The sequence below is a fragment of the Pseudomonas sp. PICF6 genome, assembly GCF_009831705.1.
In the GTDB taxonomy this organism is placed as follows: domain Bacteria; phylum Pseudomonadota; class Gammaproteobacteria; order Pseudomonadales; family Pseudomonadaceae; genus Aquipseudomonas; species Aquipseudomonas rhizophila.
Genome location: NZ_WUUD01000025.1, coordinates 22,868 through 46,820 on the forward strand (window position 1 = coordinate 22,868; position 23,953 = coordinate 46,820).

The 23,953-nt window shown below is 60.6% G+C and carries 23 protein-coding genes; 13 read left to right on the forward strand and 10 right to left on the reverse strand.

What is annotated here, in order from left to right; all coding sequences use genetic code 11:
- Positions 1–3: 3 nt before the first annotated feature.
- The 4 genes from GSM73_RS16085 (at position 4) to GSM73_RS16100 (ending at position 6,490) form a co-directional block, all read left to right on the forward strand.
- A complete protein-coding gene (locus GSM73_RS16085; protein WP_047226990.1) occupies positions 4–1,068 on the forward strand; it encodes an imelysin family protein in 1,065 nt (354 codons plus the stop codon).
- Positions 1,069–1,070: 2 nt separating this feature from the next.
- A complete protein-coding gene (locus GSM73_RS16090; RefSeq protein WP_160893217.1) occupies positions 1,071–2,168 on the forward strand; it encodes a DUF1513 domain-containing protein in 1,098 nt (365 codons plus the stop codon).
- Between the two features lie 133 nt (positions 2,169–2,301).
- Positions 2,302–3,450, forward strand: a complete 1,149-nt coding sequence (locus GSM73_RS16095; protein ID WP_160893219.1) for an efflux RND transporter periplasmic adaptor subunit — start codon at positions 2,302–2,304, stop codon at positions 3,448–3,450.
- Positions 3,451–3,463: 13 nt separating this feature from the next.
- A complete protein-coding gene (locus tag GSM73_RS16100) occupies positions 3,464–6,490 on the forward strand; it encodes a multidrug efflux RND transporter permease subunit (RefSeq protein ID WP_160893220.1) in 3,027 nt (1,008 codons plus the stop codon).
- 95 nt (positions 6,491–6,585) lie between these two features.
- On the opposite strand, the gene GSM73_RS16105 is transcribed toward GSM73_RS16100, so the two are convergent.
- The 5 genes from GSM73_RS16105 to colR all read right to left on the reverse strand — a co-directional run bounded on the left by GSM73_RS16105 (position 6,586) and on the right by colR (position 10,285).
- Complete coding sequence (locus GSM73_RS16105) at positions 6,586–6,813, reverse strand: hypothetical protein (protein ID WP_076383717.1); 228 nt, start codon at positions 6,811–6,813, stop codon at positions 6,586–6,588.
- 2 nt (positions 6,814–6,815) lie between these two features.
- On the reverse strand, positions 6,816–7,520 hold the full coding sequence (locus GSM73_RS16110; RefSeq protein ID WP_047226995.1) for a lipopolysaccharide kinase InaA family protein: 705 nt from the start codon (positions 7,518–7,520) through the stop codon (positions 6,816–6,818).
- A gap of 4 nt (positions 7,521–7,524) precedes the next feature.
- Positions 7,525–8,193, reverse strand: coding sequence for a class I SAM-dependent methyltransferase (locus GSM73_RS16115; protein WP_076383716.1), 669 nt, complete (start codon positions 8,191–8,193; stop codon positions 7,525–7,527).
- Positions 8,194–8,334: 141 nt separating this feature from the next.
- On the reverse strand, positions 8,335–9,612 hold the full coding sequence (locus GSM73_RS16120; protein WP_047226997.1) for a HAMP domain-containing sensor histidine kinase: 1,278 nt from the start codon (positions 9,610–9,612) through the stop codon (positions 8,335–8,337).
- Positions 9,602–10,285 (reverse strand): two-component system response regulator ColR, encoded by a 684-nt coding sequence (gene colR / locus GSM73_RS16125; RefSeq protein WP_047226998.1) that lies wholly within the window; start codon positions 10,283–10,285, stop codon positions 9,602–9,604. The genes GSM73_RS16120 and colR overlap by 11 nt, the downstream gene beginning before the upstream one ends.
- 239 nt (positions 10,286–10,524) lie before the next feature.
- Here colR and GSM73_RS16130 point away from each other — a divergent pair, with 239 nt between their 5' ends.
- The gene (locus GSM73_RS16130) at positions 10,525–11,265 is read left to right on the forward strand and encodes a phosphatase PAP2 family protein (RefSeq protein WP_160893222.1); all 741 of its coding nucleotides are present in this window, start codon (positions 10,525–10,527) and stop codon (positions 11,263–11,265) included.
- A gap of 201 nt (positions 11,266–11,466) precedes the next feature.
- On the opposite strand, the gene groL is transcribed toward GSM73_RS16130, so the two are convergent.
- From groL to GSM73_RS16150, 4 genes are all read right to left on the reverse strand, one after another.
- The gene (gene groL / locus GSM73_RS16135) at positions 11,467–13,110 is read right to left on the reverse strand and encodes a chaperonin GroEL (RefSeq protein WP_047227000.1); all 1,644 of its coding nucleotides are present in this window, start codon (positions 13,108–13,110) and stop codon (positions 11,467–11,469) included.
- A gap of 50 nt (positions 13,111–13,160) precedes the next feature.
- The gene (locus tag GSM73_RS16140; protein WP_047227001.1) at positions 13,161–13,454 is read right to left on the reverse strand and encodes a co-chaperone GroES; all 294 of its coding nucleotides are present in this window, start codon (positions 13,452–13,454) and stop codon (positions 13,161–13,163) included.
- Between the two features lie 244 nt (positions 13,455–13,698).
- Positions 13,699–14,175: an FxsA family protein gene (locus tag GSM73_RS16145; RefSeq protein ID WP_047227002.1), complete on the reverse strand. Its 477-nt coding sequence runs from the start codon at positions 14,173–14,175 to the stop codon at positions 13,699–13,701.
- A gap of 66 nt (positions 14,176–14,241) precedes the next feature.
- Positions 14,242–14,973 (reverse strand): HugZ family protein, encoded by a 732-nt coding sequence (locus GSM73_RS16150; protein WP_076383714.1) that lies wholly within the window; start codon positions 14,971–14,973, stop codon positions 14,242–14,244.
- A 163-nt stretch (positions 14,974–15,136) separates the two neighbouring features.
- On the opposite strand from GSM73_RS16150, the gene GSM73_RS16155 reads away from it, so the two are divergent.
- A complete protein-coding gene (locus GSM73_RS16155; protein WP_047227004.1) occupies positions 15,137–15,895 on the forward strand; it encodes an SDR family oxidoreductase in 759 nt (252 codons plus the stop codon).
- A gap of 128 nt (positions 15,896–16,023) precedes the next feature.
- On the opposite strand, the gene apbC is transcribed toward GSM73_RS16155, so the two are convergent.
- Positions 16,024–17,118 (reverse strand): iron-sulfur cluster carrier protein ApbC, encoded by a 1,095-nt coding sequence (gene apbC / locus GSM73_RS16160; RefSeq protein WP_107321989.1) that lies wholly within the window; start codon positions 17,116–17,118, stop codon positions 16,024–16,026.
- Between the two features lie 329 nt (positions 17,119–17,447).
- On the opposite strand from apbC, the gene metG reads away from it, so the two are divergent.
- The 7 genes from metG (at position 17,448) to nth (ending at position 23,942) form a co-directional block, all read left to right on the forward strand.
- Entirely contained in the window at positions 17,448–19,493 is a 2,046-nt protein-coding gene (metG, locus tag GSM73_RS16165) for a methionine--tRNA ligase (protein ID WP_047227006.1), read from the forward strand.
- 130 nt (positions 19,494–19,623) lie between these two features.
- On the forward strand, positions 19,624–20,196 hold the full coding sequence (locus GSM73_RS16170; RefSeq protein ID WP_160893224.1) for an Rnf-Nqr domain containing protein: 573 nt from the start codon (positions 19,624–19,626) through the stop codon (positions 20,194–20,196).
- Positions 20,193–21,200: an electron transport complex subunit RsxB gene (gene rsxB, locus GSM73_RS16175; RefSeq protein ID WP_160893226.1), complete on the forward strand. Its 1,008-nt coding sequence runs from the start codon at positions 20,193–20,195 to the stop codon at positions 21,198–21,200. Before GSM73_RS16170 ends, rsxB begins: the two co-directional genes overlap by 4 nt.
- Positions 21,187–22,173 carry an RnfABCDGE type electron transport complex subunit D gene (locus GSM73_RS16180; RefSeq protein ID WP_160893228.1) on the forward strand — a complete coding sequence of 329 codons (987 nt, stop codon included), beginning with the start codon at positions 21,187–21,189 and terminating at the stop codon, positions 22,171–22,173. Before rsxB ends, GSM73_RS16180 begins: the two co-directional genes overlap by 14 nt.
- Positions 22,170–22,781 carry an RnfABCDGE type electron transport complex subunit G gene (locus GSM73_RS16185; RefSeq protein WP_160893230.1) on the forward strand — a complete coding sequence of 204 codons (612 nt, stop codon included), beginning with the start codon at positions 22,170–22,172 and terminating at the stop codon, positions 22,779–22,781. Before GSM73_RS16180 ends, GSM73_RS16185 begins: the two co-directional genes overlap by 4 nt.
- Entirely contained in the window at positions 22,774–23,307 is a 534-nt protein-coding gene (locus GSM73_RS16190) for an Rnf-Nqr domain containing protein (RefSeq protein ID WP_047227011.1), read from the forward strand. Before GSM73_RS16185 ends, GSM73_RS16190 begins: the two co-directional genes overlap by 8 nt.
- A complete protein-coding gene (nth, locus tag GSM73_RS16195; RefSeq protein WP_047227012.1) occupies positions 23,304–23,942 on the forward strand; it encodes an endonuclease III in 639 nt (212 codons plus the stop codon). Before GSM73_RS16190 ends, nth begins: the two co-directional genes overlap by 4 nt.
- The last annotated feature ends 11 nt before the right edge of the window (positions 23,943–23,953 follow it).

Sequence of the window (23,953 nt, forward strand, 5' to 3'; positions counted from 1 at the left end):
GACATGTTCCGTCCCAAGCTGTTGTTTACCAGCCTCGCCGCCATCGTCCTCGGCGCATGCTCGCCCCAGGATCCGCAAGCGGTCACCTCAGCGGCCATCGCCAAGCAAGTGATCCTGCCCACCTACAGCCGCTGGGTCGAGGCTGACCGGCAACTGGCAACCAGCGCCCTGGCCTTCTGCCAGGGCAAGGAAAACCTGGAGACCGCCCGCGCCGACTTTCTCAAGGCACAAAAAGCCTGGGCCGAGTTGCAACCACTGCTGATCGGCCCGTTGGCCGAGGGCAATCGCGCCTGGCAGGTGCAGTTCTGGCCGGACAAGAAAAACCTGGTGGGCCGTCAGGTCGAGCAACTGGTCAATAACCAGCCGCAGATCGACGTTGCCGGTCTGGCCAAGTCCAGCGTTGTGGTCCAAGGCCTCTCCGCCTATGAGTACCTGCTGTTCGACGCCAGGATCGACATGGCCGACAGCGCGCAAAAAGCCAAGTACTGCCCGCTGCTGATCGCCATTGGCGAACGTCAGAAGCAATTGGCCGAAGATATCCTGTCGCGCTGGAATACCAACGACGGCATGCTCGCCCAGATGAGCAAGTTTCCGAACGAGCGCTACGCTGATTCCCACGAAGCGATCGCCGATTTGCTGCGGGTCCAGGTCACTGCCCTGGACACCTTGAAGAAGAAACTTGGCACGCCGATGGGCCGCCAGAGCAAGGGCGTACCACAACCGTTCCAGGCCGATGCCTGGCGCAGCCAGTCGTCGCTGCAAGGCCTGCAAGCCAGTCTGAGCGCGGCCAGGACCGTCTGGGTCGGCGTGGACAACAAGGGCCTGCGCAGCCTGTTGCCAAGCGAGCAGAAACCCTTGGCCGACAAGATCGACGCGGCCTACGACACCTCGTTGAAACTGTTCGCCGACAGCCAGCGCTCGCTGGTCGAAATGCTCGCTGACGACGCCGGACGCCAGCAACTCAACGAACTGTACGACAGCCTCAACGTTGTCCATCGCCTGCACGAAGGCGAATTGGCCAAGGCGCTGGGCATTCAATTGGGCTTCAATGCCAACGACGGTGACTGATCATGTTTCGACGTCAGGCTCTGGCACTGGGCAGCCTGCTGCTCGGCGCCGTTACCCTGGGCGGCTGGACGCTGTTCAAGCAACAGGACAAGCATCCGCTCCTGCTTTCGGCACGGGACGATAGCGACGGCAAGCACTACGCCGTGGGCTATCGACTGGACGGCAGCCGGGTGTTCGCCACCCAGGTCAAGCAGCGCTGCCACGACATCATTGACCATCCGACAAAACCGATTGCGCTGTTCGTCGCTCGTCGCCCAGGCACCGAAAGCTACCTGATCGACCTGCGCGACGGTTCGCTGCTGCAGACCCTCACCTCGTTGCCGAACCGGCATTTCTATGGGCACGCGGTGATTCATAAAAGCGGCGAATGGCTGTACGCCACCGAGAACGACACGACCGATCCAGGCCGCGGCCTGCTAGGCGTGTACCGTTTTGAAGGCGAACGGTTGGTGCACAGCGGCGAACTGTCGACTCACGGCATCGGCCCTCATCAAGTGTCGTGGATGCCCGACGGCGAAACGCTGGTGGTCGCCAACGGCGGCATCCGCACCGAGGCCGAAAGCCGCGTCGAGATGAACCTCAATGCCATGGAGCCGAGCCTGGTACTGATGCAGCGCGATGGCACACTGCTGAGCAAGGAAACCCTCGCCCAATCGATGAACAGCGTGCGCCACATGGGTATCGCCAGCGACGGCACCATCGTTTGCGGCCAGCAATTCATGGGCGATGCCCACGTATCCTCCGAGCTGCTGGCAATCAAGCGTCCGGGCCAGCCGTTCCAGGCATTCCCGGTGGCCGAGCATCAATTGCAGGCCATGGGTCATTACACCGCCAGCGTTGCCGTACACAGCGACCTGCGCCTGGTGGCCCTGACAGCGCCCCGTGGCAACCGCTTTTTTATCTGGGACCTGGACAGCGGCGAAGTACGCCTGGACGCGCCTCTGCCAGACTGCGCCGGAGTGGGTGCGGTGGCCGACGGTTTCGTCGTGACATCGGGTCAGGGCCGTTGCCGCTTTTACGATTGCCGGCAGGCACAACTGGTTGCAAAACCACTGGATCTGCCCGCAGGGCTCTGGGACAACCATTTGCATTTGATCTGACAAGCGGGCGGCGGGCCTTCAGGAAAAATCCTTACACATTACCGATGAACATCGTTTTGAATCGGTCGCGTACTCGGAGTAATGTGCCCGCCTGTCTGTATTTTCTCTCGGCTTATTTCCAAGGAAGTGGAACATGCTGCGACGCCGCATGCTGATCATGTTGGGTGTTGTCCTGCTGGTGGTATTGCTACTGGCCGGCTACAAGGGTTTCTCCGTTTACCAGCAGATCCAGATGTTTTCTGCCCCCAAACCGCCGGTCAGCGTCGCCGTGGCCACGGCTGTCGAGCAGCCTTGGCAAACCCGCCTGCCCACCGTCGGCAGCCTCACCGCACTGCAAGGCGTAGACCTGAGCCTGGAAATTGCCGGGACGGTGCAGAAGGTGCAGTTCCAGTCGGGGCAAAAGGTCAAGGCCGGCCAGCCACTGGTGCAACTGGACAGTGACGTCGAAAGCGCGCTGCTGGAAACCGCCGTGGCCGACCTTAACCTGTCGCAACTGGATTTTGGCCGGGGTCGGCAACTGGTGGGCAGCCAGGCGATCTCCAAGGGCGAATTCGACCGGCTCGCGGCGCAGTTGAAAAAGAACCAGGCCACAGTCAACCAGCTCAAGGCTTCGCTGGCCAAGAAACACATCGTTGCGCCGTTCAGCGGCACCATCGGCATTCGCCAGGTGGACGTCGGCGACTATCTGGCCAGCGGCACGGTGATCGCCACCCTGCAGGACCTGAGCAGCCTGTATGTGGATTTCTACCTCCCCGAGCAAGCGGTACCCAAGCTCACGGTCGGCCAGGCAGTCAACGTCAGTGTCTCGGCCTATCCCGGCCAGACCTTCGTCGGCGCCATCAGCGCGATCAACCCCAAGATCGAAGACAGCACTCGCAACGTGCTGGTACGCGCTACCCTGGGCAACCCCGACGGCAAGCTGTTGCCCGGCATGTTCGCCAGCCTGCAGGTGATCTTGCCGGACAAGGCCAACGCCATCGTCGTGCCGGAAAGCGCCGTGACCTACACCCTCTACGGCAACTCCATGTACGTCGTGACGCAGAAGAAAGCCGACGACGGCACCGTCGAGAAAGATGACAAGGGCCAGCCGATCCTCATCGCCGAACGGCGATTCGTCGAAACCGGTGAGCGACGCGACGGGCTCGTGCTGGTTTCCAAAGGTGTGCAGAGCGGCGAACAGGTCGTGATCGCCGGCCAGATCAAACTGGATAACGGCACGCCCATCGCCATCAGCGACGACAAGACCCTGACCGAACAGAACAGCCCGCCCCCTGCGGACTGATCAAGGAACCCTCATGGCTTTTACTGATCCGTTCATCCGCCGTCCGGTGCTCGCCACCGTGGTCAGCCTGTTGATCGTGCTGCTGGGTTTCCAGGCCTGGAGCAAGCTGCCCCTGCGCCAGTACCCGCAGATGGAGAACGCCCTGATCACGGTGACCACCGCCTACCCCGGGGCCAACGCCGAGACCATCCAGGGCTATATCACCCAGCCGATGCAACAGAGTCTGGCCAGCGCCGAGGGCATCGACTACATGACCTCGGTCAGCCGTCAGAATTTCTCGGTGATATCGGTCTACGCCCGCATCGGCTCCAACAGCGACCGACTTTTTACCGAGCTGCTGGCCAAGGCCAACGAAGTCAAAAACCAGCTACCCCAAGATGCTGAAGACCCGGTGCTCAGCCGCGAGGCCGCCGATGCCTCGGCACTGATGTACATCAGTTTTTTCAGTAAGGAACTGAACAACCCGCAGATCACCGACTACCTGTCACGGGTGGTCCAGCCCAAGCTGGCGACATTGCCGGGCATGGCCGAAGCGGAGATCCTCGGCAACCAGGTCTTCGCCATGCGCCTGTGGCTGGATCCGGTCAAGCTTGCCGGTTTCGGCCTCACCGCCGCCGACGTGACCGATGCCGTGCGCCAGTACAACTTCCTCTCGGCCGCCGGTGAGGTGAAAGGCGAATACGTGGTCACCAGTATCAACGCCAACACCGAACTCAAGTCCGCCGAGGCCTTCGCGGCGATTCCGCTCAAGACCGATGGCGACAGCCGCGTGCTGTTGCGCGATGTGGCCCGGGTGGAGATGGGCGCCGAGAACTACGACACCATCAGCTCTTTCGGTGGCACGCCCTCGGTGTACATCGGCATCAAGGCCACCCCCGGCGCGAACCCGCTGGACGTGATCAAGGAAGTGCGCAGGATCATGCCGGATCTGGAGGCCCAACTGCCGGCCAACCTCAAGGCCGAGATCGCCTACGACGCCACCCTGTTCATCCAGGCTTCCATCGACGAGGTGGTCAAAACCCTCTTCGAGGCGGTGCTGATTGTCATCGTCGTGGTGTTCCTGTTCTTGGGCGCCCTGCGTTCGGTGGCCATCCCGGTGGTGACCATCCCGCTGTCGATGATTGGCGTGATGTTCTTCATGCAGTTGATGGGCTACTCGATGAATCTGCTGACCCTGCTCGCCATGGTGCTGGCAATTGGTCTGGTGGTGGACGACGCGATCGTGGTGGTGGAAAACATCCACCGGCACATCGAGGAAGGCAAAAGCCCATTCGACGCTGCAATTGAAGGTGCCCGGGAGATCGCTATGCCGGTGATCTCGATGACCATCACGCTGGCGGCGGTGTACGCGCCGATCGGTCTGTTGGAGGGGCTCACGGGGGCGCTGTTCAAGGAGTTCGCGCTGACGCTCGCCGGCGCGGTGGTCATTTCCGGGATCGTCGCACTGACCCTCTCGCCCATGATGTGCGCCTTGCTGTTGCGTCACGAAGAGAACCCCTCGGGACTGGCGCATAGACTGGACGTGGTTTTCGAACGTCTTAAAAACCGCTACCAGCGCATGCTTCATGGCATGCTCAATACCCGGCCTGTGGTGCTGGTGTTCGCGGTGATCGTGCTGCTGCTGATTCCGGTGCTGATCATGTTCACCAAGTCCGAGCTGGCCCCCGATGAAGACCAGGGCATCATCTTCATGATGGCTAGTGCCCCGCAGCCGACCAACCTCGACTACCTGAACACCTACACCGATCATTTCATCACCATCTTCAAGGAGTTCCCGGAGTACTACTCCTCGTTCCAGATCAACGGATACAACGGCGTGCAATCGGGCATCGGCGGCTTCCTGCTCAAACCCTGGAACGAACGCAGCCGCACCCAGATGGAAATCCTGCCTGAAGTCCAGGCCAAGCTGGAGAACATCCCCGGCCTGCAAATATTCGGTTTCAACCTGCCCTCCCTGCCTGGCACCGGCGAAGGCTTGCCATTTGCGTTCGTCATCAACTCGCCCAAGGACTACGCAACGCTGTTGCAGATCGCCGAGCGGGTCAAAAAGCGCGCACTGGAATCCGGCAAGTTCGCTTTCATGGACGTTGACCTGGCTTTCGACAAACCCGAAGTCGTCGTGGACATCGATCGTGCCAAGGCCGCCCAGATGGGCGTCTCGATGCAAGACCTGGGCGGCACACTCGCCACCCTGCTGGGTGAAGCCGAGATCAACCGTTTTACCATCGAAGGGCGCAGCTACAAGGTCATCGCCCAGGTCGAACGACCGTTCCGGGACAATCCGGACTGGTTGAACAACTACTACGTAAAAAATACCCAGGGTGAATTGCTGCCGCTGTCGACGCTGATCAAAGTCAGCGATCGGGCGCGACCACGGCAGTTGAATCAGTTCCAGCAACTCAACGCGGTGACGATTTCGGGTTTTCCCATCGTGAGTATGGGCGAGGCCATCGAGACGGTCCGCCAGATTGCCCAAGAAGAGGCTCCGGTAGGGTTCGCTTTCGACTACGCAGGGGCGTCGCGACAGTTCGTCCAGGAAGGTAGCGCGCTGTGGGTCACCTTTGCCCTGGCGCTGGCGATCATCTTCCTGGTGTTGGCCGCCCAGTTCGAAAGCTTCCGGGACCCGCTGGTGATTCTGGTGACGGTACCGCTGTCGATTTGCGGCGCCTTGATTCCGCTGTTCCTCGGCTGGTCGAGCATGAACATTTACACCCAGGTAGGACTGGTGACGCTGATCGGCCTGATCAGCAAGCACGGGATCCTGATCGTTGAGTTCACCAACCAGCTGCGCAGGGAACAGGGGCTAACCCCACGGGAGGCCGTGGAGCAAGCCGCATCGATTCGCTTGCGTCCCGTACTGATGACCACCGCGGCGACGGTATTTGGCATGGTGCCATTGATCCTCGCTACCGGGGCCGGGGCGGTGAGCCGCTTCGACATCGGCTTGGTGATCGCCACCGGGATGTCGATTGGCACGCTGTTCACACTGTTCGTATTGCCCTGCGTGTATACGTTGCTGGCCAAGCCGGACAAACCCTAACGTGCGACCACTGGCCCTGTAGGTGCTGTCGAAGGCTGCGATCCAAAAAATAAAGGCCTCGCATACGCGAGGCCTTTATTTTGGCTTCCTGTCCATCAACTCTGGGGCCTCATGCCTTGGGAAAGACTGAACATGAACAGCAACAGATCGTCGTCCGGCCGGATCGCCTCGCTGGCCTTGGCCACACGTGGCAAAGGGCAGTGCGCGTCCGGGTGGGAAGCACTGAGGATCTGCGAACGGGGCTGCTCCCATACCGCCACCGCCATAGAGGTAACTGCCAGGGCTCCTACGAGAAACAAACCTCTAGCAATTTCTAATTTCATCGCTATAAACCTTTGATAGCGCTGCCAAACGCCGCCTTGTAAAAGTAGACGAGTTTTTCCCATTCTGAATCGCTGAACGACGAATGGCGTCGCAGTTGCTTCATGTCATGGGACGCTGCGGTCCGGGAAGTCAGGCGTTGACGGGACTTTTCCAAATCCAGCAGGGCCACTTCGGCTCGAGCGGACTCGCCCTCTCCGGTCACGCGCACAAATACATGCTTGGTATAGAGGCAGCCATGCTGCCAACGCCCCTTATGCATGCGAGCCAGGTTCTCTGCCAATGCCTGGAGAATTCGGTCATGTCCCGCTTCGCCATGACGCTCGCGCCCGCCTGTGGCATACCAGTGATCCAACTCCACGAAACCGTCCAGCGCATGAGTCACCAGCAGCGCACGCCACTTGTGAATCGGGTCCCGCTGTGCGCCACAGAAGATGACTTTTGGAACGCTGACGTCGAGTCGGCTCAATGCCAGCAGGGCATCTTGCTCACGTAACACGGTTGGGCGGCCGAACGGATGCAACAAGCTACGGTAAATATGCCCTGTCTGACGCTTGGCATAGAGCAGATCGCCGCCGTTGTTGATCCGCTGCACTCCGCTTTCACCACCACGACGCACATTGGGTTGTTCCACCCATTCACCCTGCTGATTCCAGAAGTGTTCGAAGCCGCAGCGGGGGACCGCTGTTGTCTCTACTGCCACAACCATGCTGTTACCTCTTGCGTAATACATAAACTCGCCACATGGCATAGAGCGGCAGGAAGTCCAGTCGTTCCTGAATGCGGAAACCAGCCTGCCGAAATTCACCCTCGACTGTAGCGGCCGGTAACACAAATCGATTCTGGTAGCCTTTCTGCCCACGCGTGTGCTCCAGACGCTTACGTCTCCAGGCCTTGAAATTTCCATCGACCCACAATGAAACGATCACGCTATCACGAGTGACACGTTCGAATTCCCGCAGAATCGCCAGTCGATGCGCAGGTTCACCGATGTGGTGGAGCAGGCGCATGCAAAAAATGCTGTCGACGGCGTTATCAGGCAAGGCAATGTCGAACGCAGAAGCGTGCAAGGGTTGTACCCGTTTTACGACATCGGCGGGTTGAGCGTTCAACGCAGTCTTGAGCATGGCTTCGGAATTGTCCGCACCGATGATCACCCGGTTCGGTTTTTCGGCCAGAACAGACCATAAACGCCCGGCACCACACGGCAAGTCCAGCACCAGGCCAGGATCACCTGCCAACGCCAAAGCCATGCGTGCCAGTTGTTCATCACGGCGGTGGGAAAGACGCCGACTCAGGCCAGCCTGATGTTTATTCAGGTATTGATGAGCGTGCTGTTCGTCATATTTTTCGGAAAAGTCGAGCTTGATAGGGTTGGACATTGGCGAGAGCCTCCATGAGGTAATGGCTCCCACGTTAGGGATGGACATGTGCACGCCAAGTCATCCCTTTGTGAAAACTTCATCATGCAGGCACTCGAGGGTTTTCAGGATATTTCCAACAGGCAATCTTGAGCAGAGCGCTCAGCTACGAGGATGCAATTCAACCTCAAAATGACAGCCATTGGGCTCCATGGTGCTGAGGCTCACGGTCCAGCCCTGGTTCTCGCAAATCCGCTGGACCAATGAAAGCCCCAACCCAAGCCCTTCGCCGCGCTTTTCGTTACCTCGCACGAACGGTTCGAACATCGCCTCGCGTTTTTCTTCGGGAATGCCCACGCCACTGTCCTCGACCACGAAGCCGGTCGCGGACAGCGTGAGGCGAATGAAGCCCTGATCGGTGTAGTGCAAGGCGTTGCGCAGCAAGTTACCCATGACGGCGGTCAGGAACGTGGCGTTATACGGGGTGTCGGCGGTTTGCCCCGGCTCGAAGATCAGGGTCAGGCCCTTGGCTTCGATCGGCGCACGCCACAGCCCAACGAGGTCCTCGGCCACCTGCCCTAGCGTCAACCGGGGCGACATGCCGCTGTCTTCGCGCTGGGTCCTGGCGAGCATCAGGAAGGTTTGCACCAGCTCGCGCATTTCTTCACTGGCCCGACTGATCCGCTCGACCTGTTTGCGACCGCGCTGATCCAGGGCCGGGTTCTCCAGCAACAGCTCACAGGAGCTGGCCAGGACCATCAACGGCGTGCGTAACTCATGGCTTACGTCGCTGGTGAACAACCGCTCACGCGTCAGGGCCTGGCGCAGTCGCCCCAGCGTAGCGTCGAACGCCACGGCCAGCTCACCCACTTCATCGGCGGCATAGTCAGGGGCCAGCGGCGGGGCCAGCCCGAGGAGCTGGTCGCGATGGCGCACTTGCCGGGCCAGACGCACGACCGGCGCCATCACCCGGCGAGCCAGGACCCAACCCAGGAACACCGCCAGCGCCAGGCTGAGCACGAAGCCCACCAGCACCACGGCGAACAGCACCCGTTCGCGCTCTTCGAAATCGCTCTGGTCCTGCAGTAGCACGTAGTGTCGACCGTCAACAATCTCGACCATGGCGTGATACGACAATTGCGCGCGAAAGACCTCGTGGAAACCGCGATCCAGGTGACGCAGATCCTTGGGCAAATCGAAGTCACCCGGGCCGCCACTGAAATAGAACAACTGGTCGGGTTCCGGACGATGACTCCAGTCCGAAACGCTGTCCATCAGCAGCAGGCGTTGCAGGTCCCCCCCAAGCCCGGCGGAAATCAGCCTTTCTTCCACCAAGTGAACCGTCGCCACGATGCCCATGGCGAATGCACCGGCGACCAACGCGCTCATCAGCGCAAAGGCGATGATGATCCGTTGGGCAAGGCTCTGCTTAAACTCCATCTCGGCCCTCGGCCAGGCGATAACCCACGCCATGCACGGTGTGCAACAGCGGTTTGTCGAACGGTTTGTCGATCACCTGACGTAATTGGTGAACATGGCTGCGCAGACTGTCGCTGTCCGGGCAATCATCGCCCCACAAGGCTTCTTCGAGGATTTCCCGGCGCAGCACGTGGGGGCTTTTCTGCATCAAGACCGCCAGCAGCTTCAGGCCTACAGGGTTGAGCTTCAGCAGTTTGCCTTCGCGGGTGACTTCCAGGGTATCGAGGTCGTAACTCAGGTCACCGACCTGCAAAGCGCGCCGCCCGCCGCCCTGGGCCCGACGCATGACCGCTTCGATCCGCGCCGCCAGCTCCGACAAGGCAAAAGGTTTGACCAGGTAATCATCGGCGCCGGACTTGAACCCTTGCAGGCGATCGTCCAGTTGATCCCGGGCGGTGAGCATGATCACCGGTGTATCACGTCGGGCGTCCTCGCGCAGGCGCTTGCACAAGGTGTAGCCGTCGATGCCCGGCAGCATGATGTCGAGCACGATCAGGTCATAGTGCTCGGTCGCGGCCAGGTGTAACCCCGACAAACCATCCTGGGCACAATCGACGGTATAGCCTTTGAGCCCCAGGTAATCGGCCAGATTGGCCAGGATGTCACGGTTGTCTTCAACCAACAGAATTCGCATGGGCATCTCCTCTGCGCACGTGGACGGTCATCGTGGCCCGCGCAGCTTAAGGCCAAGTGTGAATCACGGCTAGGGTTGTATCGGCGGTCGTAGCGAGCAAGCCCACTCCCCGCAAGGGTCGCGCGTGGATTGCCTGGACATTGACGAGTTTTTCACCCGGCATTCACGCCTCGCCCACGGTGCCCGGACCAGACTGCGCGCAACGCGCTGCTCAAGAACACTCCACCAAAGGTACTGCCATGGTTTCCACCACCACCCGTCCCGTTTCCAGGCCGCTGAATTTCCGGGTCGCCCTGGGCCTGCCCGCTGCAATCGCGGTGATCCTGGTGCTGTTGGAACTGACCACGCTGGACATGGATCTGGCCAGGCTGTTCTACGACCCAGTCGACGGGTTCATCGGTCGGCATAGTTTTTTTCTGGAAGACATTCTGCATGACCGGGCCAAACAGGTGGTCATCGCGTTTTCTGTGCTGTCGATTCTCGGGTTCATCTGCACGTTCTTCCTCACCCGACTCAAACCGTTCAAACGCGAACTGGGCTGCCTGGTGCTCTCCCTGGCGCTGGCTACTTCATTCGTCACGCCGATGAAAGCCGTAACGGCAGTGCAATGCCCCTGGAGCCTGAAGGAGTTCGGAGGCAAGCAAACCTACAGCGAACTGCTGAGCCCGCGCCCGGCAACTGACAAACCCGGCCGATGCTGGCCCGGTGGTCACGCTGCCACCGGGTTTACGCTGTTCGCGTTGTTCTTCGTACTGCGCGACCGCCGCCCTCGCCTGGCCCGCCTGGTCTTCATATTCGCTGCCTCCCTGGGAACGCTGTTCTCCGTGAGCCGCATGATGCAAGGGGCGCATTTCTTTTCCCACAATGCGTGGACAGCGGTGTTCTGTTGGCTGATTTGCCTGGGGTGTTATTACTACGTGCTGTACCGGCCGGCCTCTACAGCGAAGCGAGCGGCGACAACCCAACCCGTCAATGCTTGAACACCAATCTGAATGTGGGAGCGAGCCTGCTCGCGATAGCGTCGGATCAGCAACATTGAGGGTGACTGTTACACCGCTATCGCGAGCAGGCTCGCTCCCACAGGGATTGGTGCAAATTCAATGAGCGGGGTAAACCCGAGGCATTAAAAAACCCCGCCTGCTTTCGCAGACGGGGTTTTTCAGTACAGGGGTAAGGCTGGCTTACATCATGCCGCCCATGCCACCCATGCCGCCCATGTCTGGCATACCGCCGCCAGCTGGAGCGTCTTCCTTGATTTCAGCGATCATCGCCTCGGTGGTGATCATCAGGCTGGCAATCGACGAAGCCGCTTGCAGAGCCGAACGAGTCACTTTGGCTGGGTCCAGGATACCCATTTCGATCATGTCGCCGTATTCGCCGGTCGCAGCGTTGTAACCGTAGTTACCCGAACCCTGCTTGACCTTGTCGACCACAACGCTTGGCTCGTCACCGGAGTTGGCAACGATCTGGCGCAGCGGTGCTTCAACAGCGCGACGCAGCAACTGGATGCCCACGTTCTGGTCATCGTTATCGCCTTTGAGCTCGCTGATGGCTTGCAGGGCACGAACCAGTGCCACGCCGCCGCCAGGTACCACGCCTTCTTCGACGGCTGCGCGGGTTGCGTGCAGGGCGTCTTCAACGCGGGCTTTCTTCTCTTTCATTTCAACTTCGGAACCGGCGCCAACCTTGATCACTGCAACGCCGCCCGACAGCTTGGCCAGACGCTCTTGCAGTTTTTCACGGTCGTAGTCGGACGAAGTGTCGGCCACTTGTGCGCGGATCTGAGTAACGCGAGCCTGGATATCAGCCTCGACGCCAGCACCGTCGATCACGGTGGTGTTTTCCTTGGACAGGATCACGCGCTTGGCGTTACCCAGGTGCTCCAGGGTGGTGCTTTCCAGGCTCAGGCCGATCTCTTCGGAGATAACGGTACCGCCGGTCAGTACGGCGATGTCCTGCAGCATGGCCTTGCGACGGTCGCCGAAGCCAGGTGCCTTGACGGCAGCGACTTTAACGATACCGCGCATGTTGTTCACAACCAGAGTCGCCAGGGCTTCGCCTTCAACGTCTTCAGCCACGATCAGCAGTGGGCGGCCGGCTTTGGCAACGGCTTCCAGCACTGGCAGCATTTCGCGGATGTTGGAGATTTTCTTGTCGACCAGCAGGATCAGCGGGCTCTCAAGCTCGGCAACCATGGTGTCCGGCTTGTTGACGAAGTACGGCGACAGGTAGCCACGGTCGAACTGCATGCCTTCAACAACCGACAGTTCGTTTTCCAGGCCCGAGCCTTCTTCAACGGTGATCACGCCTTCTTTACCGACTTTTTCCATGGCTTCGGCAATGATGTCGCCGATGGAGTTGTCGGAGTTGGCCGAGATGGTGCCGACCTGAGCGATAGCCTTGGTGTCAGCGCATGGCTTGGACAGGGCTTTAAGCTCTTTGACGATGGCGATGGTCGCCTTGTCGATGCCGCGCTTGAGGTCCATCGGGTTCATGCCGGCAGCGACAGCCTTGAGGCCTTCGTTGACGATCGATTGAGCCAGTACGGTCGCGGTGGTGGTGCCGTCACCAGCATCATCGTTGGCACGGGAGGCAACGTCTTTGACCAGTTGCGCGCCCATGTTTTCAAAGCGGTCTTTGAGCTCGATTTCCTTGGCTACGGAAACGCCGTCCTTGGTGATGGTCGGAGCGCCGAAGCTCTTCTCGATGATCACGTTACGGCCTTTAGGGCCCAGGGTCGCTTTTACTGCGTCAGCCAGGACGTTGACACCGGCGAGCATCTTCTTGCGGGCGGAATCGCCGAATTTAACTTCTTTAGCAGCCATGATCGATATTCCTTAAATACTTTGTAGTAACGGGAAAATGAGCGGGGGAATCAGTCTTCCAGGACAGCGAGGATTTCGTTCTCGCTCATCACCAGCAGGTCTTCGCCGTCGACTTTCACTGTGTTGCTGCCGGAGTAAGGGCCGAACACAACCTTGTCACCCACTTTCACGGCCAGCGCACGTACTTCACCGTTTTCCAGAGCCTTGCCTGGGCCTACAGCGAGAACTTCACCGTGGTTGGCTTTTTCAGCAGCCGAACCTGGCAGGACGATACCGCCAGCGGTTTTCTTCTCTTCTTCGCTGCGACGGATGACGACGCGGTCATGCAGAGGACGAAGCTTCATTGTCGATCTCTCCTAATTTTGGTTTTCATCGGCCGGTGTAGTCCCGGCGGGTTTAACAAAAGCCGGCGGAGCCGGATGCGGTTCGTCAAGCGAACCGCGGAAGTCTGTCCAGTGTCGCCACCGGAAACCTTGCGGTGACCCATACATAAGGGCGTACAAGCCGATTTCAAGGGTCGGGTAGAAAATTTTTTACTTCACGAAGCCGAAAACGAACACGGCACCCGAAGGTGCCGTGTCGCTGGTTTTACTTGGTATCGCGGTGCTCGAACTCGCCTTCGATCACATCCGGTTCGCGGCCCACAGGTTCTCGTGGAGGCGGCCCGCCACGGGGCTGAAGGTCGTCGGCGAAGGCTCGCTGGCGAATCGCCTGTTCTTCGGCACGCTGGCGCATTTTATTGGCCAGCAACCGACGGGTGAACGGCAGCAGCATGACCAGGCCCAGCACATCGCTGATGAAGCCAGGCAGGATCAACAGACCGCCACCCAAGGCCAGCATCAGGCCTTCGAGCATGGTCTGGGCAGGCAGCTCGCCACGGTTCAGGCTTTCACGGGCACGCAGAGCCGTGGCGAGGCCGGCGATGCGCAGCACGAACACGCCGAGCATCGAGCCGAGAATGACCAGCAGCAGCGCCGGGAAAAACCCGATCGCCCCGCTGACCTTGACGAATACGAACAGCTCCAACACCGGGAACAGCAGAAAGAGCAACAAAAAAGGGCGCATCAAAAGGTTCCTCAACGCAAGAATGCCTTGCTATCAAACCCTAAATGACGTCGCCCTTTCGTGAATTCAAGCGTCAGCCTCAGCATTTTTTGGCCATTGCTCGGCGTGAGCCAGATAAACCAAGGCTTCGCGCACTTGTGTCGGCGTATTGCAAGGCGCTGGAAATGCCAGCCAGTAAAGGGCCTGACCGATCCGCAAGTGCATGCCTTCGCTGTCGATACCGGCCAGTTGCGCAGGTTCGGTGGCGGGCAGACCGGCCAGCTCGACGTAATGCGCGATGGCCTTGGCATGGTCGGCATTCATGTGGTCGATCATGCTGGCTTCGGCCTTGCCGGCGAAGGGGTTGGCCAGGGTGATCTGGTCGATCCAGTGAATGGCCCCAAAGCCACCGATGTAACGATGACGCACCGGGTTGAGCACCCAGAAATCGAAGTCATGGGCCTTGTGGTAGTTCTGCGACTCCGGGAAATAACGGTAGTAACGCTCAGCGGCGGCGTCGATGGCGAGGTTGTCTTCCAGCTTGCGCGCCTCGGCCAGATAAGTCAGGCGCCCTACGGCCTGCACATCCTCGGCCCCCCGCTCACCTACGAGCATTGAACACTTGGGGTCTTTTTGCAGGTTGTGGGTGTGTTGGGCGATACGGCTGATCAGGATCAGTGGACGGCCTTGGTCGTCCAGGCAATAGGGCACCACGGAGCCGAACGGGAAACCGGGCATGGATTTGGAATGGGTGGAGAGCACTCCACGGTATTCCTTGAGCAGCAATTCTCGTGCATGCTTGGCAGCTTCAACGCTCAATTTATGACTCCTTTGATCAAATCCGTCTGGAAACGGTCAGGCGACTGGAGCAAAGTACCAGCGCGCCTTTAGGCAGTTCTCGTGTGCAACCGGGCTACGCCGTCGCAGATCGAGAGGCCAGTAAAAGGACATCCTCCAACCGCTCTGCAATCTGGACATGCCAATGCAACTCACCGACAAAGTAATCATTATCACCGGCGGTTGCCAGGGTCTGGGCCGCTCCATGGCCGAGTATTTCGCCGGCAAAGGCGCCAAGCTCGCCCTGGTGGACCTCAATCAGGAAAAACTCGACCAGGCGGTTGCCGCCTGCGTGGCCAAGGGTGTCGAGGCCCGGGCTTATCTGTGCAACGTCGCCAATGAGGAGCAAGTGAGCGACATGGTCGCCCGGGTCGCCGAGGACTTCGGCGCGATTCACGGTTTGATCAACAACGCCGGGATCCTGCGCGACGGCTTGCTGCTCAAGGTCAAGGACGGCGAAATGAGCAAAATGAGCCTGGCCCAGTGGCAGGCGGTGATTGACGTCAACCTCACGGGTGTCTTCCTGTGTACCCGCGAAGTGGCAGCGAAAATGGTCGAGCTGAAGAACAGCGGCGCGATCATCAACATTTCGTCGATCTCGCGCGCCGGCAACGTCGGCCAGACCAACTATTCGGCGGCCAAGGCCGGCGTGGCGGCCGCCACCGTGACCTGGGCCAAAGAGCTGGCACGCTACGGCATCCGTGTCGCCGGCATCGCGCCGGGCTTCATCGAAACCGAAATGACCCTGGGCATGAAACCCGAAGCCCTGGAAAAAATGACCTCTGGCATCCCGCTCAAGCGCATGGGCAAACCCGAGGAGATCGCCCATTCGGCGGCGTACATCTTCGAGAACGACTATTACACCGGCCGGATCCTGGAGATGGATGGCGGGTTGCGGATCTAAAAACCGACACACAACCACTGTGGGAGCGAGCCTGCTCGCGATGGCGCCGGGTCAGTCAACTTTGATGTGACTGATACACCGCTATCGCGAGCAGGCTCGCTCCCACAATGGATTGTGTTACGGCTTATTCAATCGTCGCTCATGGTGATGTTCGGCATCGCCGGTGACGCAGCCTCTTGCAGCACGATCCGCGCGCCGACGTGGCGAGCCAGTTCCTGATAGACCATGGCGATCTGGCTGTCCGGCTCGGCAATGACCGTGGGTTTGCCGCCGTCAGCCTGCTCGCGAATCAGCATCGACAGCGGCAGCGAGGCCAGCAGTTCGACGCCGTACTGGCTCGCCAGTTTTTCTCCGCCGCCTTCACCGAACAGATGCTCGGCATGTCCGCAGTTCGAGCAGATGTGCACGGCCATGTTTTCCACCACACCCAGTACCGGGATGTTCACTTTGCGGAACATCTCCACACCCTTGCGGGCGTCCAGCAGGGCCAGATCCTGCGGCGTGGTGACGATCACCGCACCGGCCACCGGGACTTTCTGCGCCAGGGTCAGTTGGATATCCCCGGTGCCTGGCGGCATGTCGATCACCAGGTAATCCAGATCGCCCCAGGCGGTCTGCGTCACCAGTTGCAGCAAGGCGCCGGAAACCATCGGCCCGCGCCAGACCATCGGCGTGTTGTCATCGGTCAGGAAGGCCATGGACATGACTTCCACGCCATGGGACTGGATCGGAACGAACCATTTCTGGTCCTTGACCTGCGGCCGGGTGCCCTCGGCAACGCCGAACATGATGCCCTGACTCGGGCCGTATATGTCCGCGTCGAGAATCCCGACCTTCGCGCCTTCACGGGCCAGGGCCAGGGCCAGGTTGGCGGCGGTGGTGGACTTACCCACGCCGCCCTTGCCCGAGGCCACGGCGATCACGTTCTTGACGTTCGCCAGCCCCGGCACCTGCGCCTGGGCCTTGTGAGCAGCGATCACGCTGGTGACGTCGACTTTGGCGCTGGCTACACCGTCCATGGACTCGATCGCCATTTGCAGCATTTGCGCCCACCCGCTCTTGAACAGATCGGCGGCGTAGCCGATTTCCAGCTGGACGCTGACGCGATCGCCCTGGATGTCGATGGTGCGCACGCATCCGGCGCTGACCGGGTCCTGATTCAGGTAAGGGTCGGTGTACTGGCGAAGAACGGCTTCCACCGCTGCGCGATTGACGGCGCTCATGGGCAACTCCGATAGCAAGACTTGAAAAACAGGCCGCTATCCTACGCCCCACGCTGCCGCGTGGCGACTTGATTACTGTCGCGCGAACACCTTTGTGGCGAGGGGATTTATCCCCGTTGGGGCGCGCAGCGGCCCTAAAACCTGCGGCTACAGTGTGTCAGAGTGCTCTATTTTGGACTGCTGCGCAGTCCAGCGGGGATAAATCCCCTCGCCACAGGTTGTGTCCATACCGCCCCCAGCAATGCATCCGGAAACAGGCCAGTGGGGTGAAATATATTTCCCAGCGCTTTATAGTGGCCGACCTCCGTTTCATCAAGTAGCCGAGCCCCATGTCCGAGCCACGCAAGATCCTCGTCACCAGCGCCCTGCCCTATGCCAATGGTTCGATTCACCTCGGCCATATGCTGGAATACATCCAGACCGATATGTGGACGCGCTTCCAGAAACATCGCGGCAACCAGTGCATCTATGTCTGCGCCGACGACGCCCACGGTTCGGCCATCATGCTGCGCGCGGAAAAGGAAGGCATCACCCCGGAGCAACTGATCGCCAACGTCCAGGCCGAACACAGCGCCGACTTTGCCGATTTCCTGGTGGACTTCGACAACTTCCACTCCACTCACGCCGAAGAAAACCGTGAGCTGTCGAGCCAGATCTACCTGAAGCTGCGTGACGCCGGGCACATCGCGACCCGTTCGATCACCCAGTATTTCGACCCGGAAAAGAAAATGTTCCTGGCCGACCGCTTCATCAAAGGCACTTGCCCGAAATGTGGCACCGAGGACCAGTACGGCGATAACTGCGAAAAATGCGGCGCCACCTACGCACCGACCGACCTGAAGGACCCGAAATCGGCGATTTCCGGGGCGACGCCAGTGCTCAAGGACTCCCAGCACTTCTTCTTCAAGCTGCCGGACTTCCAAGAGATGCTGCAAACCTGGACCCGCAGCGGCACGTTGCACGACGCGGTGGCCAATAAGCTCGCCGAATGGCTCGACTCCGGCCTGCAAGAGTGGGACATTTCCCGCGATGCGCCGTACTTCGGCTTCGAAATCCCCGGCGAGCCCGGCAAGTATTTCTACGTATGGCTGGACGCGCCCATCGGCTACATGGCGAGCTTCAAGAACCTTTGCGACCGCACGCCGGAGCTGGACTTCGACGCGTTCTGGGGCAAGGACTCCACGGCCGAGGTGTATCACTTCATCGGCAAGGACATCGTGAACTTCCACGCGCTGTTCTGGCCCGCCATGCTCGAAGGGGCCGGTTTCCGTAAACCGACCGGTATCAACGTCCACGGCTACCTGACCGTCAACGGCCAGAAAATGTCCAAGTCCCGCGGTACCTTCATCAAGGCCCGGACCTACCTGGACCATCTGTCGCCGGAATACCTGCGCTACTACTACGCGGCCAAGCTCGGCCGTGGCGTGGACGACCTGGACCTGAACCTTGAAGACTTCGTGCAGAAGGTCAACTCCGACCTGGTGGGCAAGGTAGTCAACATCGCCAGCCGTTGCGCCGGCTTCATCCACAAAGGCAACGCCGGTGTACTGGTAGCCGGTAACGCCGCGCCGGAGCTGACCGAGGCCTTTCTGGCGGCGGCCCCGAGCATCGCCGAAGCCTACGAGGCCCGTGACTTTGCCCGGGCGATGCGCGAGATCATGGCCCTGGCCGACCGCGCCAATGCCTGGATCGCCGACAAGGCGCCGTGGTCACTGAACAAACAGGAAGGCAAGCAGGACGAAGTCCAGGCGATCTGCGCCCTGGGTATCAATCTGTTCCGCCAACTGGTGATCTTCCTCAAGCCGGTGCTGCCGTTGCTGGCCGCCGATGCCGAAGCTTTCCTGAACGTCGCACCGCTGACCTGGGACGATCACCAGACGCTGCTGAGCAACCATCAACTGAACGAGTTCAAGCCGCTGATGACTCGCATCGACGCCACCAAGGTGCAAGCCATGACCGACGCCTCGAAAGAAGACCTGGCCGCCAGCCAGACCGACACCGGTGCCCCGGCCGGCAATGGCGAGCTGACCAAGGACCCGTTGTCGCCGGAGATCGATTTCGACGCCTTTGCCGCCATCGATCTGCGCGTAGCCCTGATCGTCAAGGCTGAAGCCGTGGAAGGCGCCGACAAGCTACTGCGCCTGACGCTGGACATCGGTGATGAGCAGCGCAACGTATTCTCCGGCATCAAGAGCGCCTATCCAGACCCGGCCAAGCTCGAAGGCCGGCTGACGATGATGATCGCCAACCTCAAGCCGCGCAAAATGCGTTTCGGCATCTCCGAAGGCATGGTGATGGCGGCAGGTCCCGGCGGTGAAGAAATCTACCTGCTGAGCCCCGATAGCGGCGCCAAGCCGGGTCAGCGGATCAAATAACGCGACCACGCGCGGTACCGATCCCACAGTCGCCCGGCAGGCGACTGTGGGATTTTCATATCTGGCCCACCCTGACGGTGTGCCGGATAATGCCTAACCTCTAACGACAGGTTCTCGTTCCAGCACGCCCATGACCGAAATCGTTCTTACACTGTTCAGCGCCGCCCTGATCAACAACCTTGTGTTGCATTGGCCGCTGGGCGTCAATCCGCTGCTGGCGGCCAATGGAAGAAGGCAAGTCCACGCCCTGGGCCTGGCGACGACATGCCTGATGCTGATGGTCGGCACCTTGGGTTATCTGATCGATCGCTGGCTGCTGGTTCCGGCCAATCTGACCTCGCTGCGCCTGTTGGCATGGCTGTCCTTGAGTGTGTTGCTGATTGCACCGTTGCTCCACTGGCTGGGGCGCTGGCTGCCGACGCTGCCGTTCGATGGTTTGTGGCCACTGCTGCTGGGCAATGCCGGCATACTGGGCATCACGCTGCTCAACAGCCGGAATGACCACGGCCTGGGCCTCACCGTCGCCGCGAGCCTGGGCGCCGGCCTGGGTTTCTGGCTGGTGTTGAGCCTGTTCGATGATTTGCGTCAGCGCACCTTCGATAACGATATCCCCAGGCCCTTTCGTGGCCTGCCGATCCTGTTGATCGGCGCAGGGCTCATGGCGGTGGCATTTCTTGGATTGCGCGGGCTGGTCAAAGCATGAGTCTGATTCAACGTATCGACGCCCTGCTGCCGCAGACCCAATGCGGCAAGTGCGGCCACCCCGGGTGCAAGCCCTACGCCGAAGGCATCGCCCAGGGCGAACCGATCAACAAATGTCCGCCCGGTGGCCGTGAAACCATCGCCGCCCTGGCCGAGCTGATGAAAGTGCCCGTGCTTGAGCTCGATACCAGCCGTGGTTCAGCCCCGGCGCAGATCGCCTTTATTCGCGAAGCCGAATGCATCGGCTGTACCAAGTGCATCCAGGCCTGCCCGGTAGACGCGATTGTCGGTGCGGCGAAGTTGATGCACACCGTCCTGGTCGACGAATGCACAGGCTGCGATCTATGCGTGGCGCCCTGCCCGGTCGACTGCATCGAAATGCACCCATTGCCCACGGCAACCGTGGTGCCGGTGGTCGGTGGCTTGGCCTTCAGCGTCGAAGAGCAGCAAGCGCGCACCGCCAAGCGCGACCATGCCCGGCGGCGCTTCGAACAGCGCAACGCACGTCTGCGCCGCGAAGAGGAGCAGCGTCTCGCCGAGCGTCTGGCCCGTACACAGCGCGCCTCACAGCCCCAAACCCAGTCCGTCGACCCCGTGCAAGCGGCACTGGAGCGGGTACGGGCGCAAAAAGCCGCCAACGCCGATGCGGCCTTGAAAAAAGCCAAGGTCGACCTGACCATGAGCCGGGCGCAGTTGAACAAATCCTTGAAAGCATTCGGCCACCCGCCGACCTTCGAACAACAGTCGCAATTGATCGTGCTACAGCGCCAGTTCGAAGCGGCGCAACAAGCCTTGACGCAATTGGAAGGGACGCTACAGCCCGCTGTCTCAACTCCCGCCCCCACTCAAAGTGCCGAGCTTAAGCGGGCCAAGATCCAATTGGCGATGCGTCGCGCCGAACTCAGCAAGGCCAGGGCCGCAGGGGCGTCGGATGAACAAATAGAGCCCCTGGAGCAAGCGGTGAAAGACGCCGAACGCCAGGTGGATGCTCATGTTGCTCCCTGAGCCGATGGACGAACGGCTGCAGCAGGCGATGCTGCGGGTGCTACTGGCGACACTGCCCGGCATTCTGGCGTTGACGTGGTTTTATGGCTGGGGCGTGGTGTTCAACCTGTTGCTGGCGGGCCTTAGCGCACTGGCCGTCGAAGCACTGGCGCTGCGCTTACGGCGCCGGCCGCTCAAACCGGCACTCAACGATGGCAGCGCGCTGGTGAGCGCCACGCTGTTGGCGCTGGCCTTGCCAGCGTATTGCCCCTGGTGGCTGACCGTCACAGCCACGGCTTGCGCCTTGCTGTTCGGCAAGCACCTGTGGGGCGGTGTCGGCAATAACCCGTTCAACCCGGCAATGCTCGGCTACGCCCTGGTGTTGATCGCGTTTCCCCAGCAACTCAATCAATGGCCGGCGCTCCACGGCATGAGCCTGTCCGACGGCCTGCAACAGGTGTTCGCGGTTCACCCTGGGCCTGATGGGTGGGCAGCAGCAACGGCCCTGGACAGCCTGCGAATCAACAAAAGCCTGACCATCGATGAGCTGTTCGCCGCCAACCCGGCGTTCGGACGCTGGGGTGGGCGCGGCGTCGAGTGGGTCAACCTGGCGTTTCTGGCCGGAGGACTGTTCCTGCTGCACCAACGAGTGTTCAGCTGGCACGCGCCGGTGGGCATGCTCGCCGGCCTGTTCATCATCAGCTTGTTGTGCTGGAACGGATCGGGCTCCGACTCCAATGGCTCGCCGTTGTTTCATCTGCTCACGGGCGCGACGCTGCTCGGTGCGTTTTTTATCGTGACCGAACCGGTCTCGGGCGCCAAAGCGCCCCTCGCTCGCCTGCTGTTTGGCGCAGGCGTGGGACTGCTGACTTACCTGATCCGGACTTGGGGTGGTTACCCGGACGGCGTGGCGTTTGCGGTGCTGCTGATGAACCTCGGCGTGCCCGCACTGGAGCGCTTCGCCGAGGCGCGACACAGGTCGCAGCCCCTATGAAAAACTACCGTGGCGTTGCCATCCTGGCTTTGCTGATCGGTCTCGGCATTGGGGCCACTTACCTGACTCAGCTCAGCACCGCAGGGCGCATCAAGGGTCAGCAACAAGACCTTGCGAACCGAACCTTGCTCGACGTGCTGCCGACCGACCGATACGACAATCAGCCATTGGCACAACCTGTCGTAACGGCCCCCGTGACCTTGGCCCATAGCACGCTGCTGGGCGGATACCTGGCGACTCGCGCCGGCCTGCCCAGCGCAGTGTTGTTACGCAGTCAGGTACTGGGCTATGAAGGCAGCATCCAATTGCTGGTCGCTATCGACCCGCAAGGGCGGTTGCTGGGCGTGAAAACCCTGCGCCAGTCGGAAACGCCCGGCCTGGGCGCGGCCATCGCTGACTGGCCAAATCCCTGGCTGCAATCCTTCAACGGTAAGTCGCTCCAGGCTCCCACCGACAGCGGCTGGGCGTTGAAAAAGGATCAGGGGCAGTTCGATCAACTGGCCGGCGCGACCGTCACGTCCCGATCAGTCCTGCAGGCTGTTCACGATGCACTGCGTTACTTCGACGAGCATCAGGCTCAACTGACCGGAGTGATCATTGATGAATAAGCCATTGCTCCTGACCCGCGGCCTGCTGCTCGTGCCCTTGGTCGGCGCCAGCGATTCGCTGGCAAACGCGCTGGGCTTATGGCTGGCCTGGGTACTGATCAGTGCCGGCCATGGCTTGGCCATGGGGCTGGTACGGTCCCACCTGACAGCGCCTCAGCGACTGCTCGCCTCCATTGTGCTGGCCGCCACCCTGACGGCTTGCGCAGGCCTGGTGGCGCAGGCCTGGATGCTGGAAATGTATCAGCCGCTGAGCCTTTACATTGGCTGGATCGCTTTGAGCTGTGTGGCGCTGGAGCATGACGACATCTTCGTCGGCTCACGCCTGCCCGAACATCTCAGGCTGGCAGGCGTGTTCGGCCTGCTGATGATCGGCTTGGGCGCCCTGCGCGAGCTGATTGGCAACGCAATATCACTGGCCTTGCTCGCCCCTGGCGGGTTTATTCTGCTCGGTCTGTTGCTGGCAGCGCACCAGGCCTGGACGGGCGCCAGCCCCCCTTCAACGATCGAGGAAACGCCGCGCCCATGAACGCAGCAAAACGCCTGGAAATATTCCGTCGCTTGCACGAAGACAACCCGGAACCGAAGACCGAACTGGCCTACAGCTCGCCGTTCGAACTGTTGATCGCGGTGATTCTGTCGGCCCAATCCACCGACGTCGGCGTCAACAAGGCCACGGCCAAGCTGTTCCCGGTGGCCAACACGCCGCAGGCGATCCACGCGTTGGGCGTCGAAGGGCTGTCCGAGTACATCAAGACCATCGGCCTGTTCAACAGCAAGGCAAAAAACGTGATCGAGACATGCCGCCTGCTGATCGAGCGCCACAACGGCGAAGTCCCACAGACTCGCGAAGCGCTGGAAGCGCTTCCAGGGGTCGGTCGCAAAACCGCCAATGTGGTGCTCAACACCGCATTTCGCCAACTGACCATGGCCGTCGACACTCACATTTTCCGCGTCAGCAACCGCACCGGGCTGGCGCCGGGCAAAAACGTGGTGGAGGTGGAGAAAAAGCTGATGAAATTCGTACCCAAGGAATTTCTACTCGATTCCCATCACTGGCTCATCCTTCACGGACGTTACGTCTGCCTGGCGCGCAAGCCCCGCTGTGGCAGCTGCCGGATCGAGGACTTATGCGAATACAAGCACAAGACCTCCGACGATTGAGGCGCTATTGC

Excerpts from the sequence above, each read along its gene's own strand:
- apbC (WP_107321989.1), bottom strand. The coding sequence starts at position 17,118 with ATGAGCGCCGTCAATCGCGCAGCGGTGGAAGCCGTTCTTCGCCAGTAC.
- GSM73_RS16145 (WP_047227002.1), bottom strand. The coding sequence starts at position 14,175 with ATGCGCCCTTTTTTGTTGCTCTTTCTGCTGTTCCCGGTGTTGGAGCTG.
- GSM73_RS16185 (WP_160893230.1), top strand. The coding sequence starts at position 22,170 with ATGAAAAACTACCGTGGCGTTGCCATCCTGGCTTTGCTGATCGGTCTC.
- GSM73_RS16130 (WP_160893222.1), top strand. The coding sequence starts at position 10,525 with ATGGTTTCCACCACCACCCGTCCCGTTTCCAGGCCGCTGAATTTCCGG.
- GSM73_RS16120 (WP_047226997.1), bottom strand. The coding sequence starts at position 9,612 with ATGGAGTTTAAGCAGAGCCTTGCCCAACGGATCATCATCGCCTTTGCG.
- GSM73_RS16115 (WP_076383716.1), bottom strand. The coding sequence starts at position 8,193 with ATGTCCAACCCTATCAAGCTCGACTTTTCCGAAAAATATGACGAACAG.
- rsxB (WP_160893226.1), top strand. The coding sequence starts at position 20,193 with ATGAGTCTGATTCAACGTATCGACGCCCTGCTGCCGCAGACCCAATGC.
- GSM73_RS16190 (WP_047227011.1), top strand. The coding sequence starts at position 22,774 with ATGAATAAGCCATTGCTCCTGACCCGCGGCCTGCTGCTCGTGCCCTTG.
- colR (WP_047226998.1), bottom strand. The coding sequence starts at position 10,285 with ATGCGAATTCTGTTGGTTGAAGACAACCGTGACATCCTGGCCAATCTG.
- GSM73_RS16105 (WP_076383717.1), bottom strand. The coding sequence starts at position 6,813 with ATGAAATTAGAAATTGCTAGAGGTTTGTTTCTCGTAGGAGCCCTGGCA.
- GSM73_RS16170 (WP_160893224.1), top strand. The coding sequence starts at position 19,624 with ATGACCGAAATCGTTCTTACACTGTTCAGCGCCGCCCTGATCAACAAC.
- groL (WP_047227000.1), bottom strand. The coding sequence starts at position 13,110 with ATGGCTGCTAAAGAAGTTAAATTCGGCGATTCCGCCCGCAAGAAGATG.
- GSM73_RS16100 (WP_160893220.1), top strand. The coding sequence starts at position 3,464 with ATGGCTTTTACTGATCCGTTCATCCGCCGTCCGGTGCTCGCCACCGTG.
- metG (WP_047227006.1), top strand. The coding sequence starts at position 17,448 with ATGTCCGAGCCACGCAAGATCCTCGTCACCAGCGCCCTGCCCTATGCC.
- GSM73_RS16110 (WP_047226995.1), bottom strand. The coding sequence starts at position 7,520 with ATGGTTGTGGCAGTAGAGACAACAGCGGTCCCCCGCTGCGGCTTCGAA.
- GSM73_RS16140 (WP_047227001.1), bottom strand. The coding sequence starts at position 13,454 with ATGAAGCTTCGTCCTCTGCATGACCGCGTCGTCATCCGTCGCAGCGAA.
- GSM73_RS16090 (WP_160893217.1), top strand. The coding sequence starts at position 1,071 with ATGTTTCGACGTCAGGCTCTGGCACTGGGCAGCCTGCTGCTCGGCGCC.
- nth (WP_047227012.1), top strand. The coding sequence starts at position 23,304 with ATGAACGCAGCAAAACGCCTGGAAATATTCCGTCGCTTGCACGAAGAC.
- GSM73_RS16180 (WP_160893228.1), top strand. The coding sequence starts at position 21,187 with ATGTTGCTCCCTGAGCCGATGGACGAACGGCTGCAGCAGGCGATGCTG.
- GSM73_RS16085 (WP_047226990.1), top strand. The coding sequence starts at position 4 with ATGTTCCGTCCCAAGCTGTTGTTTACCAGCCTCGCCGCCATCGTCCTC.
- GSM73_RS16095 (WP_160893219.1), top strand. The coding sequence starts at position 2,302 with ATGCTGCGACGCCGCATGCTGATCATGTTGGGTGTTGTCCTGCTGGTG.
- GSM73_RS16155 (WP_047227004.1), top strand. The coding sequence starts at position 15,137 with ATGCAACTCACCGACAAAGTAATCATTATCACCGGCGGTTGCCAGGGT.